This window comes from Bradyrhizobium centrosematis (assembly GCF_045571495.1).
GTDB lineage: Bacteria > Pseudomonadota > Alphaproteobacteria > Rhizobiales > Xanthobacteraceae > Bradyrhizobium > Bradyrhizobium centrosematis.
In genome coordinates this window covers 3,615,610-3,628,519 of the sequence record NZ_CP120703.1, presented here as the reverse complement: position 1 = coordinate 3,628,519, position 12,910 = coordinate 3,615,610, and the positions used below count along the sequence as shown (strand labels likewise).

The following is a 12,910-nucleotide window of genomic DNA, read 5'->3' as shown; positions in this document are numbered from 1 at the left end:
CAGCAACGACTCCTCAGCCGAGGATCAGGGAAACGGCCGGATATTCTGGTTCATACGGAAGAAGTTCGTCGGGTCGTATTTCGCCTTGATCCGTTGCAGGCGCCGGTAGTTCGGTCCATAGGCGGCCGCGACAGGATCGCCTGTCTCGTCATCATCGAGATAGTTGACATAGCGGCCGGAGGCAAAGAAGGGCCGCATCTTTTCGTAAGTATCGCGCGCCCAGGACACGCAGCGGCTGGTATCGCTGGCCTGCGTCCACTGCGCCAGGATCGAGAAATTGTAGCCCTCCTGCCGGTGCGGAAATGCCGTATCGTTCGTATCGACGCGGACCGCCGCGCCGTGAATGTGTTCGACGAGAAACTGCCCCATGGGAGTCGGGCAGCGCGCGAAGCATTCGATCATGGTCGCGATCGCGCCATCACTGAGATCCGCGAGAAAGTTCGATTTCCAATAGTTGAAGGCGCCTTTCGGATAATTGGCGTCAAGCATGCGGTTGAGCTCGCAATAGGGTATCGGCCCGACGGCATCCAGGATCGGAGTTCCGAACTGTTTCAGGGGCCGCACCGCGCGTTCGGCATCCGTCACGGATCCGCAGTGGCTGGTGACCAGGGCGGCGACTTCCGTACCGGAGCCGTCTGGCGCATGCGTCAGGGAGGCGAACAGCATGTGCTCGTCCGCGAGCGACCGCGTGCTGGTCCGGAAGAATTCGAGCACGTCGCGGGAGCGTTCGATGGGATGGATGATGGGACCGCCGGTGACGATCGGCCCGACCGTATGAAGATCGTATTCGAGACTGGTGGCGATCCCGAAGTTTCCGCCGCCGCCGCGGACGGCCCAGAACAGATCGGGCTCCTCTTGCCTGCTGGCCCGCAAAACTTTGCCATCGGCGGTGACGAGTTCGACGGCCCGTAGATTGTCCAGGGCGAGGCCATACTTGCCCATCAACCAGCCCAATCCTCCGCCGAGAGTCAGGCCGGCAATCCCGGTGCTCGAGACCACCCCGCCGGTGACCGCAAGCCCGTGAAGCTGCGTCTCGCGATTGAGCTCGCCCCAGGTGACCCCGCCCTGCGCCCAGACGGTCCTACCGGCAGGGTCGACCCGCACCCCCTTCATGGGCGAGAGGTCGATCATGATCCCGCCGTCGATGGTTGCGCGACCTGCGACATTATGGCCGCCGCCGCGAACCGCAACCTCAAGGCCGAGCTTGGTCGCAAGGGCGACGGCATCGACGACATCGGCCACGCTGCGGCACCTGGCAATCAATGCCGGCCGTTTGTCGACCAGCCCGTTGTGGACCTTTCTCGCCTCCTCGTAGCCTTGGTCCGCGGGTTTGAGGAGTTGTCCTCCGAAAGAGGCGCCAAGATCAGCGGCAGCGCTGGCGACGGATGCGATGGACGTCATGACATGGTCTCCTCAGCTTGACCCGCCATATCCTCGACCGTGGATTACCCCGGAGCAAATCCGAAGAATTCAGGTGACGATGAATTAATTTCACCTAGACTGGGAGGCATGCACAAGCTGCCGCCGCTGATCGAGCTTCGCGCTTTTGAAGCCGCCGCCCGCCATCTGAGCTTCAAGAAAGCCGCGGCAGAACTCGGCGTGACGCCAACGGCGATCAGCCACCAGATCGGGCTGCTCGAGCAGTATTGCGGTCGCGCTCTATTCCGCCGCAGGCCACGGCCACTCTCGCTGACCGATGCCGGAGCGCGGCTTTTCCCCGCCATAAGCGGTGGGCTCGAGGTGTTTGCTGCGGCCATTGCAACCGTCAAGCAGGACGGCGCCCAACAGCCGCTTCGCGTGACGACGACCAACGCATTCGCCAGCCGCTGGCTGGTGCCCCGCCTGCCCCTGTGGCGGAAGTTGCATCCCGACGTGCCGCTGGACGTCATCGGCACTGACACCGTGCTCGATCTGCAGGCCGGTGACGGCGATGTTGCCATTCGCTACGCGACCAGCCGAGTACGGCCGGCAGACGGCATCGTCGAAGATCTCTTCAGCGACACGTTCTGGGCCATCTGCAGTCCGCGCCTGCTTGCAACGGGACGCCTGAAGCGACCAGTCGATCTCGCAAATCACGTCCTGATCCACTCCTATTGGTCGCCCGCCGATCGCGAGCCGCCCACCTGGCAGCGATGGCTCGCCGCGGCTCAGCGCAGATGGCGCGAGGTCCCCGCATTCAAGGACCTGCAGCATCTGAGCTTCCGGGAGGAACTGCACGCCATCGAGGCGGTGATCGCCGGACAAGGAATAGGCGTGTTCAGTGATGTGCTGACGGCACGCGACCTCGCTGCCGGAACGCTCGTGAAAGCGTTCAAGTTGAGCTTGCCCGGCTACGGCTTCCACGTGGTCAGCAAGCCAGGCCATCCGCGCGCGAGAACCATCCGTGCCTTTTCGGAATGGTTACGCTCAAATCCTTGATACGCTTCTAGGCGACGAACATCCGCCAAATTCCGGGAATCCGGTGCCGCAGCCGGGCTGGCGGTTTTGCCAGCCGGCTGCGGAGGCCGGACAGCGCCGACCGACTGGATCGGTCGGACCGAATAGACGATCAAATTTCGTCCAGCAAGGCACGGACCTTGGCGGCCAGGTCTTCGATCGCAAAGGGTTTGGACAGCAGATGTTTGCCGGCATCGAGCATGCCATTGTGAACGATTGCGTTGCGCGTGTAGCCGGTGGTGAACAGCACCTTCAGCTTCGGGTATTGCCGCGACAGCACGGCGGCAAGTTCGGCACCGGTCATATCGGGCATGACCACGTCGGTAAACAACAGGTCGGGAACGAGACCATCTTCGATCGTCCTGATCGCCTCCTTGGCGCTGGCAGCTTCGATGACGGTATAACCGAGCTCGCGCAGGCTTTCGGACGAGATGCCGCGAACCCGCTCATCATCCTCGACAACGAGGATGGTCTCGCTCTGAAGGCTTGCACCCGGATGCGTCATGCCTTGGGACCATGGCGCGGCGGCCTCCTCTCCGACGAAGCGTGGAAGATAGATCTTCACGGTCGTGCCGACATCGATTTCCGAATAGATTTTGACATGGCCACCCGACTGCCGCACGAAGCCGTAGACCTGACTGAGGCCAAGGCCAGTGCCTTTCCCTACGACCTTGGTCGTGAAAAAGGGATCGAACACCTTTCCCAACACATCGGCTGGAATTCCGGTGCCGTTGTCCGTCACGGCGATGAGAACATACTGTCCGGGTGAGAGTGCAAATTCGCGAGCATACGTCCTGTCGATCGAGGCGTTGCTGGTTTCGATCGTCAGCCGGCCGCCCTTCGGCATCGCATCGCGCGCATTGACTGCAAGATTGAGGAGGGCGCTTTCCAGCTGGGCCGGATCCGCCTTGGCGCGCCAAAGGCCGGCCGCAAGCAGCGTCTCGAGGCGGACGAGCTCTCCGAGCGACCGCTCGAGCAGTTCGCTCATCCCGCCGATCATCCTGTTGACGTCCAACACTTCCGGCGCCAGGGGCTGCTGGCGCGAGAATGCCAAGAGCCTTTGCGTCAAAGTGGCAGCGCGATTTGCGCCATCGATTGCCCCTTCTATGAAGCGATCGATATTGACCTCTCCCTTCCCGAGCCGTCGTTTGGCGAGATTCAAGCTGCCGAGAATCACGGCCAGCATGTTGTTGAAGTCGTGGGCGATACCTCCGGTCAATTGACCAACGGCTTCCATCTTCTGCGATTGCCGCAATTGCTCTTCGGCTTTCATTCGTTCGGCGATCTCGTCGTCGACACGCTGCTCCAATTCGGCGTTGAGCGCCTCGAGCCGCGTCAGGAGCCGCGCGTTGTCGATGGCACTGGCGGCATGACCGGCAATGCCGAGCAGCGCCGTTTCGTGCTCGACCTGGAATTTACCCGTCTCTGCATGGCCAAAGAACAGCCCGCCGAGGACTTCGCCCGTCCGCGAGATGACGGGGACCGCGAGGTACGATCGGACTGGAAGGTGTCCTTCGGGCATGCCTTGACGTGGCGCGTTCTTGCCATAGCGCGGGTCCTGCAGAATGTCGTCAGACCTCACCACGGTGCCCTTGAACGTCGGCTCGAACACGGCCGTGTTGCGCGGCATAGGAAACTTCTCGAAGGCGGATCGCGGCACTCCTGACAACGAATAGAGCATGTAGCTGCCGCCGTCCGGCGCCAGAACGTTGTAGAAGAAGGCTCCGAACTGGGCGCCAGTCAGCTCGACGCCGGCATCCGTCACGATCTGCACGATCTTCTCGAGGTCCCGCTCGCGAGCGACCGATGCGCCTGTATCGTTCAGGATTCGCAGTTGCCGCTCGGTCTTTTTCTGCGCCGAAATATCCAGAGCTGTTCCGATGAAGCGGACGGCCTGCCGATTGAAAAAGAGCGCCTGTCCCGTCGCAGCAATCCAGCGTTCGACACCATCTTCGATCCCGACGGTTCGGAATTCGATGTTGTAGCTTTTCGGGGAGTCCGGCATCAGGGCCTCGGATACGGCCTTGTGAACTCGCTGCCTGTCGTCCGGATGGATGCCTTTCAGGAAGGCGCCTTCGTAGGTCACATCGGCGCTCGGCGATAGACCGAACACCTCCTTGCAGCGGTTATCCCATCCGAGGATATTGTTCACGGGATCGTAGTCCCAGGTGCCGATCCCTGCTGCCCTGTTCGCAAGGCTCAGTCGTTCGGCGGCTTCTCGTGCGGCCTGCTCGGATCGAACGCGCTCGATGTGCGCCCACGACCTCTCCGTGACTTCCGCGAGCAACGCCAATTCGCGCTGCGTCCACTGATGCGGGCCGCGGTGATGTATGGCCATCAACGCCGTGAGCTGCCCTGCTTTGACCAAGGGCATGCAAATGGTCGAACCGATCCCGATGTTCTGAAAAGTCGCCGCTTCCTCCGGCGCGATCTCCTTCAAATTGTCGTTGATGATGAGAGGCCTGCCGGCGCTGAGCTCGCGCACGGCCTTCTGACCGAAATCAGCCAGGCTGTAGTGACCGAGGATATGCATCGCGCCAGGAGCCGCCCAGTCCCCGCGGATGGTGAACCCGTCCTGATCGGGATCCATGTCGGCATAGGCGCAGTTCGATACTCCGAGATGCTCACCGACCATCCTAGTCGTCACCGCCATCACGCTATCGGCATCGCGGGTCTTGGCCGTCTCCCTGCTGAGAGCATCCAGGAACAGCAGGCGGCTCTCGTTCTCCCGCACTGCCGCCTCGGCTCGTCGCCGCTCGACGGCAGTGCGCGTGCGCTCGGCGACGTCGTGGATGAGTTCGAGCTCCTCCGGACTCCAGTCCCGCGGCGTTGCGTTGTTGAGATACAGGAGCGCGACGACCCCGTCGGGCTCCAGGATGGGCATGTTGACGAGCGCGCGAGCGGAGATCGCTTCGAGCGCACGGGCGCGGTCGCCGACGCGAGGATCTTTCTCCGCGTCGGCACAGATGACGGTCTCCCCTCGCTTCAGGTCTTCGATATAGTCGCCATAGTCGCGGAAGTGCAGCACTCCTGCCAGGCTCGAAATGCCCGGCGCGTTCCAGTCGCGAGCGATGGAGATGGTCTCGGCCGACGTATCGACGGTCCCGTAGCCCGCCCGGCTGACCTTGAGGCTGCGGCCGAGCAACTCTGCCGCCGCATAAGCGAGATCGTCAGGGTTGGCGATCTCCCGGATGTACTCCCCAAGGGCAGCCAAGACGGCATTGCGATCGGTCGAGTTCTCCCCGGCCGCCGTTGTCATCTGACTTCCCCGTCAATTTGTTCGCTTCACCGAATATCGTTTAAGCAACCTGGCGGCATCGACTCGCCAGCGAGAGATCGGCACCGGCGCCCCTGATAACCTCATGAATGGGCTAAGGTTCCGGACGATCGAATCGCGGCTGAGGCGTTCAGCAATGTCGGGAAGGCATGGTGGCCGATTCCGAACAAACACAAACTGGTGCGCGACTCCAAGTTGTGAAGACAGCGGCCCTCGTATAGCGTCAGTCATCGACATTCACCTCGTGGTCGCGCAATTGATGCTTGTCCGAGTCCTGCTTCTCCTGACGTTCCTGTCGATTTCGGGAGCATTGCGCGCAGAAGGACCGCCGGCCGAGAAAGCCGGGTTTGCCACCAAGCTGACGATCTATCTCGCCAAGGGCGCTCCCGACGCGTGCGGCCCGGGTTGCGACCGCTGGATCGCCATCGAGGGCCAGATCGATCAGGACGCAGCCTCGCGGGTTCGCCGCTTCCTCGCCGGCGTCAAGGACCTGCAGCGGCCGATCTACCTTCATTCGCCCGGTGGAAATGTGGAGCAGTCCTATGTGATCGCCCGGCTGCTGCGCAGCCGCAAGGCGATCGCCCGAGTTGGCCGGACCATCGCCACGGCGTGCGCTGCAGGCACGCAGATTGACGCCGCGTGCCTCAAGATCAAGAACGCGACCGGCGAGGTCGAGGCCGAACTCACCACCTACCACGCGATGTGCAACTCGGCCTGCGGTTACCTGTTTCTCGGAGCGAGCTCGCGCGAGGTTGCCCCCGATGCCGCGCTGGCGGTCCATAATTCCAGGCTGATCCTCCAGCTCCACGGCAATCCGCCTCCGGAAGTGGTCGCAGAGGCGCGGCGGCGCCGGATCGCGAGCGCCGACCGCGACCGCGCCGCCTTCATTGCGGCGATGGGCATCAGCCGCGAGCTCGATGCGCTGATCCATAGCGTGAAGTTCGAAAGCCTGCACGTGCTGACGCGGCCCGAGCTCTACCGGTTCGGAATCGACACGCGCCCGCTGGCCGAGACGATGTGGCGACTCGAGAAAGGAACACGGCCGTTCATCAGCAAGGTCGCCACTGTGAAGAAGGAGAGCGATGCCTCGTTCCGGACCATGGAATGGCGCCTCTACTGCGAAACCAAGAAACGCGTGCCGCTGATGTTCGCAGGCGAGATCGACGCATCGGCCACGGGAAAGAAGACCATCCTGATGGCGGCCAGCGCCGACACCAGCAAGGAAGCGGGAGGGCCTCCGATGCGGTTCGGAAAGTACGAGGTCTGGAGCGGCGCCGTCGATCCCGACATGGTCAAGGCGGTGCTGGCCTCGCACGCCCTGCAGGTTCGAGAAACGACGCCGGACTCGGAAGGAAAGGCTGACGTCACAAGCTTCAGCATCGACACGACAGGCCTGGCGTCGGTGTGGACGCAGCTTGGAACGTCGTGCACCTCCGCGGCGGCAGGTCCGGCAAAACCCTGGCCGGCGAATCCTCTGCAGCCGACGCCTTGGACGGACACTCCATGGACAGCAGGCACGAACGTCAGCGCGAAGCCTTTGGCCGCACCCGTGCCGTAAGTGCACGGCGAGCAATGAGCAGGCTTGCCAGTCAACTTCCAGAAGCTGAAGCCTGCCCGTCCGTCAATCCGCGCCGTCGACCGGCGTGTAAATCACCAGCTTCAACGCGGGATCGTCGTTGGCCTGGAAGCTGGTGTGCTCGAACCTGAGCAGGCCCCTGGTCGGATGGTTCATGGTCTTGAGGCCCGAGGCGGTGCTGCGGATGTCGTGCGTTTCCCACCATCTGACGAATTCCGGACTGCCCTCGCGCAGTCGGGTCAGCAGCTCCGTGAAGGCGGGATCGCCGGCCCAGACATCGTGATCGGCGCGAAACATTGCAACCATGCTCCTGGCGACATCGGTCCAGCTCGCGCCGTAGAATTTTCGGGTGTGCTTGTTGGTCAGGACCAGCAGCAGCGTGTTGCGATCCTGCTCCGGCAATTTCCCGAAGCCAAAGATGTCCTCGGCCGCCTCGTTCCAGGCCAGCACATCCCAGCGTCGTCCGGTGACATAGGCCGGCTGGTGCAGGCTCGCGATCATCCGCCGGATGGGCGGTGGCACGATCTCGCGCGTGAACGCACCTCTGGCGCCGTCGCGCGCCAGCGCCTTCAGATGCGCGTGCTCGGTCTTGCTGAGACGGAGTGCGCGGGCCAGCGCGTCAATGGTGGTGACGGACGGGCTGACCGTGCGCCCCTGCTCGAGGCGGATGTACCAGTCGACGCCGATGCCGGCGAGCTGGGCGACCTCCTCGCGCCGCAGGCCCGCGGTGCGGCGCCGGCGGCCCATCGGAAGCCCGACGGTCTTCGGCGACAGCTTCTCGCGGCGGGACCTGAGGAAATCACCGAATTCGACGCGGCGTGGGTCGGCCATTGCCGTCGCTCCTGCATGGAGGGCTTCTGGAATACTAGGATAATACCAGGCCTTCTTACCCTCTCCAAGGCGGCGCATATCGGCTTCACCCGACTTTGAGGTGAACATCATGAAAGCTGCCGTGCTCAAATCCTTCGGCTCGCCGCTGGTGATCGAAAATGTCCCGGAACCGGTGCTCGGCACTGGCGAGGTCATCGTCGAAATCGTCGCCACGCGCGTGCTGTCCTACATGAACGAGGTCTTCAGCGGAGAGCGCAATTATGCACTCGAGTTGCCGATCATCCCGGGCCCCGGCGGCATCGGCCGGGTGCGCGCGATCGGACCGGACGCAACCAAGCTTGCCATCGGCGACTGGGTGTTCTGCGATCCGACGGTGCGTTCGCGCGACGACGCCGTCGCGCCCGACATCGCGCTGCAGGGCCTGACCGCCGCCGGTGCCGGCGGCATGCGCCTGCAACGGCATTTTCGCCACGGATCATTTGCCGAGCAGATGCGCGTGCCGACCGAGAATGTGAAGCCGCTGGGCGCAATCACGTCAGAGGACGCGACCCGATGGTGCGCGCTGGGGACGCTGCTCGTGCCTTACGGCGGCTTCCTCGCGGCGAACCTGCAACCCGGCGAGACCGTGCTGGTGAGTGGGGCCACCGGCAATTTCGGCAGCGCGGCCGTCTCGGTGGCGCTGGCGATGGGCGCCGCCTGCGTGGTCACGCCGGGCCGCAACGAGAAGATCCTGGCCGACCTCGGCCGCCGCTTCGGCAGCCGCGTGAAACCGGTCAAGCTCACAGGCAACGAAGACCACGACCGCGAGGCAATGAAGCGCGCAGCGCCAGGGCCGATCGATTGCGTGTTCGACATCATGCCGCCCTCGGTGAGCACCACCGTGGTGCGCGCGGCTGTGATGACGGTGCGTCCCTATGGCCGGGTCGTGCTGATGGGCGGCGTCGGCATGGCGGGCGGCGCGGGGCTCGAGCTGCCCTACCCCTGGATCATGCGCAACTGCATCAGCATTCACGGCGTCTGGATGTACCCGCCCGATGCCGCAAGCCGCCTGATCGCGCTGGTGCGTGCCGGGCTGCTCAGGCTGGAGGAGTATGAGGCAACGGCCTTCGACCTCGACCATGCCAACGCGGCCGTGGCGCATGCCGCGGCCAATGGCGGGCCGTTCAGATTGACGGTGATCCGGCCTTGAGCCTCAGGAGGCGACGGAGAGCCGATTTTTTCGCAAGTCCCGCCAAGCACTTGGCTACTGTGCATGGGGTTGTTTTCGGGATTTTTAGTCGAGCTCGACCACCTGGCCGTTCGACAGCGACACACGCCGGTCCATGCGGCCGGCGAGCTCCATGTTGTGGGTGGCGATCAGCATCGACACCTTGGTCGCCTTGACCAGCTGCATCAGGGCCTGGAACACGTGATCGGCGGTGTGCGGGTCGAGGTTGCCGGTCGGCTCGTCGGCCAGCAGCACCCGCGGTGCGTTGGCGACCGCGCGGGCGATCGCGACGCGCTGCTGCTCGCCGCCCGACAGCTCGGCGGGGCGATGGGTGATGCGGTCGCCGAGGCCGAGATAGCCGAGGATCTCCTTGGCGCGCTTGACGCTCTCGGACTTCTTCAGGCCGCGGATCATCTGCGGCAGCATGACGTTCTCCAGCGCCGAGAACTCCGGCAGCAACCGGTGCGACTGGTAGACGAAGCCGATATCGGTGCGGCGCAGCTGGGTACGCTCGATGTCGGGCAGCTGCGAGGTCGGCGCGCCGTTGACATAGACCTCGCCGGAATCGGGCGCCTCCAAGAGTCCTGCAATGTGCAGCAGCGTCGACTTGCCCGAGCCGGATGGCGCGACCAGCGCGACCGATTGGCCGGCCCACAGCGCCAGCTTGGCGCCGTCCAGGATCGTCAGCGGCACCTCGCCCTGCAAGTACTGCCGCTTTATCTCGTGGAGATAAATGACCGGTACATCGTCAGCCCCCTGCTGCTGCTCCATCAGCCCCTCACTCGTACCGGAGCGCTTCGACCGGATCGAGGCGCGCGGCGCGCCACGACGGATACAGCGTCGCCAGGAACGACAGCGTCAGCGCCATGATGACCACCGCCGTGGTCTCGCCGATGTCGATCTCGGCGGGCAGTTTCGACAGGAAATAGAGCTCCGGCGAGAACAGCTCGGTCGAGGTCAGCCAGGACAGGAATTGCCTGATCGATTCGATGTTGAGGCAGATCACGAGGCCGACGCAGAAGCCGACCAGCGTCCCGACCACGCCGATCGAAGCGCCCGTGATCAGGAAGATCCGCATGATCGATCCCTGCGAGGCGCCCATCGTGCGCAGGATCGCGATGTCGCTGCCCTTGTCCTTCACCAGCATGATCAGGCCCGACACGATGTTCAGCGCTGCGACCAGCACGATCATGGTCAGGATCAGGAACATCACGTTGCGCTCGACCTGGAGCGCGTTGAAGAAGGTCGAGTTGCGCTGCCGCCAATCGACCAGGAACACCGGCCGGCCGGCGGCCTCCGTCACCGCCTTGCGGAAGGCGTCGATCCTGTCGGGGTTGGTGGTGAACACCTCGATCGAGGTGACGTCGTTGCTGCGGTTGAAATAAGCCTGCGCTTCGGCGAGCGGCATGAACACGAAGCCGAGATCGTATTCGGACATGCCGATCTCGAACACCGCGACGATCTTGTACGGTTTGATGCGCGGCGTCGTGCCCATCGGGGTCACCGCGCCCTTCGGCGCCACCAGCGTGATGCTGTCGCCGGCATGCAGCGAGAGCTGGTCGGCGAGGCGCCGGCCGATCGCGACGCCCTGCCCTTCGTCAAACCCCTCGAGCGAGCCTTGCTTGATGTTCTTGGCGATCGAGGTGAGGTTGTTGAGGTCGTCGGAGCGGATGCCGCGCACCAGCACGCCGGAGGCGTTCCAGGGCGACGACGCCAGCGCCTGACCGTCCACCACCGGCGCCGCGAGCCGGATGCCGTCGACCTGGCTGAGGCGGTCGGCAACGTCCTTCCAGTCGGTCAGCGGCGATTCCAACGGCTGGACCAGGATGTGGCCGTTGAGGCCCAGGATCTTGTCGAGCAGTTCCTTGCGGAAGCCGTTCATCACGGCCATGACGATGATCAGCGTCGCCACGCCCAGCATGATGCCGAGAAAGGAGAACCCGGCGATGACCGAGATGAATCCCTCCTTGCGGCGCGCCCGCAAATAGCGCGCCGACAGCATCCACTCGAATGGCGCAAAAGGCGCGGTCTGCACGGTTTCGGTCATGGTTTCATCCATCGCTCGATAATCCCATGATTCGGGGTCAATTGTGGCCGGATTGGCGGCCGCGATATCGCGCGATGAACAATATTCAGCCGACCAGCCTTATCAGCCCACAAGTCTTGCGACTGCGTCGGCAGGCGACATGGTCTCGCGGGAGCCGTCGCTTCGCCGCTTGATCTCGACCTTGCCGTCGGCGAGGCCCTTCGGGCCGATCATGATCTGCCAGGGGATACCGATCAGGTCGGCGGCCGCGAATTTGGCGCCGGCGCGCTGGTCGGTGTCGTCGTAGAGCACGTCGACGCCCTTGGCCGTGAGCTCGGCATAAAGCTTCTCGCAGGCCGCATCGACGGCGGCATCGCCCTGTTTCAGGTTGAGGATCGACACGCGGAACGGCGCCACGGCCTCCGGCCATTTGATGCCGGCATCGTCATGGCAGGCTTCGATGATCGCACCAAGCAGGCGCGAGACGCCGACGCCGTAGGAGCCGCCATGGATCGGCACGTCGACGCCGTCCGGCCCCGCCACCAGCGCCTTCATCGGCTCGGAATATTTGGTGCCGAAGTAGAAGATCTGGCCGACCTCGATGCCGCGGGTGTTCACCCGCTTGTCGGCGGGCACTTCCTGCTCGAAGCGGGCGGCGTCGTGGACGTCTTCGGTCGCGGCATAGAGCGAGGTCCACTGCTTGATGATCGGCGTCAGGTCGCTCTCATAATCCACGTTCTCGCCGGGCACCGGCAGATCCAGCACGTCGCGATTGATGAAGACGCCGGATTCCCCGGTTTCCGCCAGCACGATGAACTCGTGGCTGAGGTCGCCGCCGATCGGGCCGGTCTCGGCGCGCATCGGGATCGCCTTCAGCCCCATCCGCGCGAAGGTACGCAAATACGCGACGAACATCTTGTTATAGGCAACGCGCGCCGCGGCCTCGTTGAGGTCGAACGAATAGGCGTCCTTCATCAGGAACTCGCGGCCACGCATCACGCCGAAACGCGGACGCTGCTCGTCGCGGAATTTCCATTGGATATGATAGAGATTCAGCGGCAGGTTCTTGTAGGACTTCACATAGGCGCGGAAGATCTCGGTGATCATTTCCTCGTTGGTCGGCCCGTACAGAAGCTCGCGCTTGTGGCGATCGGCGATGCGCAGCATCTCCGGGCCATAGGCATCGTAGCGGCCGCTCTCGCGCCAGAGATCGGCGAGCTGGAGCGTCGGCATCAGCACCTCGATCGCGCCAGAGCGATCCTGCTCCTCGCGCACGATCTGTTCGATCTTCTTCAGCACGCGAAAACCGAGCGGCAGCCAGGCATAGATGCCCGCCGCCTCCTGCCGGATCATGCCGGCGCGCAGCATCAGCCGATGCGAGACGATCTCCGCCTCTTTCGGATTTTCCTTCAGGATGGGCAGAAAGAACCGCGACAACCGCATGGCAACACTCTGGGAATCAGTGATCGCCTGCAGTGAAACCGGATTGAGAGAGAAAATACAAGACCGGGAATGAGGAAAAGCCGCTAAGGCAACGGAATTCCTGTCATTTTTCCG

Annotated in this window: 9 protein-coding genes; 3 read left to right on the top strand and 6 right to left on the bottom strand. The window is 63.6% G+C overall.

The features are described from left to right. Positions 1-24: 24 nt before the first annotated feature. The gene (locus tag P6U31_RS17530; RefSeq protein WP_407189601.1) at positions 25-1,401 is read right to left on the bottom strand and encodes an FAD-binding oxidoreductase; all 1,377 of its coding nucleotides are present in this window, start codon (positions 1,399-1,401) and stop codon (positions 25-27) included. Positions 1,402-1,509: 108 nt separating this feature from the next. Here P6U31_RS17530 and P6U31_RS17525 point away from each other — a divergent pair, with 108 nt between their 5' ends. Continuing rightward, entirely contained in the window at positions 1,510-2,418 is a 909-nt protein-coding gene (locus P6U31_RS17525; RefSeq protein ID WP_407189600.1) for a LysR substrate-binding domain-containing protein, read from the top strand. 130 nt (positions 2,419-2,548) lie between these two features. Here the strand turns inward: P6U31_RS17525 and P6U31_RS17520 are convergent, their stop codons facing one another. After that, on the bottom strand, positions 2,549-5,695 hold the full coding sequence (locus tag P6U31_RS17520; RefSeq protein WP_407189599.1) for a GAF domain-containing protein: 3,147 nt from the start codon (positions 5,693-5,695) through the stop codon (positions 2,549-2,551). A 277-nt stretch (positions 5,696-5,972) separates the two neighbouring features. Between P6U31_RS17520 and P6U31_RS17515 the strand changes: the two genes are divergently transcribed. Next, positions 5,973-7,271, top strand: a complete 1,299-nt coding sequence (locus P6U31_RS17515) for a hypothetical protein (RefSeq protein WP_407189598.1) — start codon at positions 5,973-5,975, stop codon at positions 7,269-7,271. Positions 7,272-7,334: 63 nt separating this feature from the next. Here P6U31_RS17515 and P6U31_RS17510 read toward each other — a convergent pair whose 3' ends face one another. After that, positions 7,335-8,120, bottom strand: coding sequence for a helix-turn-helix transcriptional regulator (locus P6U31_RS17510; RefSeq protein ID WP_407189597.1), 786 nt, complete (start codon positions 8,118-8,120; stop codon positions 7,335-7,337). 109 nt (positions 8,121-8,229) lie between these two features. Here P6U31_RS17510 and P6U31_RS17505 point away from each other — a divergent pair, with 109 nt between their 5' ends. Beyond that, positions 8,230-9,309 carry a zinc-binding dehydrogenase gene (locus P6U31_RS17505; RefSeq protein ID WP_407189596.1) on the top strand — a complete coding sequence of 360 codons (1,080 nt, stop codon included), beginning with the start codon at positions 8,230-8,232 and terminating at the stop codon, positions 9,307-9,309. An 84-nt stretch (positions 9,310-9,393) separates the two neighbouring features. Here P6U31_RS17505 and P6U31_RS17500 read toward each other — a convergent pair whose 3' ends face one another. The 3 genes from P6U31_RS17500 to proS form a co-directional block, all read right to left on the bottom strand. Then, a complete protein-coding gene (locus P6U31_RS17500) occupies positions 9,394-10,098 on the bottom strand; it encodes an ABC transporter ATP-binding protein (protein ID WP_407189595.1) in 705 nt (234 codons plus the stop codon). A 7-nt stretch (positions 10,099-10,105) separates the two neighbouring features. Further along, a complete protein-coding gene (locus P6U31_RS17495) occupies positions 10,106-11,386 on the bottom strand; it encodes a lipoprotein-releasing ABC transporter permease subunit (RefSeq protein WP_407189594.1) in 1,281 nt (426 codons plus the stop codon). Between the two features lie 90 nt (positions 11,387-11,476). Continuing rightward, positions 11,477-12,796, bottom strand: a complete 1,320-nt coding sequence (proS, locus tag P6U31_RS17490) for a proline--tRNA ligase (RefSeq protein ID WP_407189593.1) — start codon at positions 12,794-12,796, stop codon at positions 11,477-11,479. Positions 12,797-12,910: the final 114 nt, after the last annotated feature.

Coding starts and splice junctions, on each gene's coding strand:
- P6U31_RS17525 (WP_407189600.1), top strand. CDS start 1,510: ATGCACAAGCTGCCGCCGCTGATCGAGCTTCGCGCTTTTGAAGCCGCC.
- P6U31_RS17500 (WP_407189595.1), bottom strand. CDS start 10,098: ATGGAGCAGCAGCAGGGGGCTGACGATGTACCGGTCATTTATCTCCAC.
- P6U31_RS17510 (WP_407189597.1), bottom strand. CDS start 8,120: ATGGCCGACCCACGCCGCGTCGAATTCGGTGATTTCCTCAGGTCCCGC.
- proS (WP_407189593.1), bottom strand. CDS start 12,796: ATGCGGTTGTCGCGGTTCTTTCTGCCCATCCTGAAGGAAAATCCGAAA.
- P6U31_RS17520 (WP_407189599.1), bottom strand. CDS start 5,695: ATGACAACGGCGGCCGGGGAGAACTCGACCGATCGCAATGCCGTCTTG.
- P6U31_RS17495 (WP_407189594.1), bottom strand. CDS start 11,386: ATGGATGAAACCATGACCGAAACCGTGCAGACCGCGCCTTTTGCGCCA.
- P6U31_RS17530 (WP_407189601.1), bottom strand. CDS start 1,401: ATGACGTCCATCGCATCCGTCGCCAGCGCTGCCGCTGATCTTGGCGCC.
- P6U31_RS17515 (WP_407189598.1), top strand. CDS start 5,973: ATGCTTGTCCGAGTCCTGCTTCTCCTGACGTTCCTGTCGATTTCGGGA.
- P6U31_RS17505 (WP_407189596.1), top strand. CDS start 8,230: ATGAAAGCTGCCGTGCTCAAATCCTTCGGCTCGCCGCTGGTGATCGAA.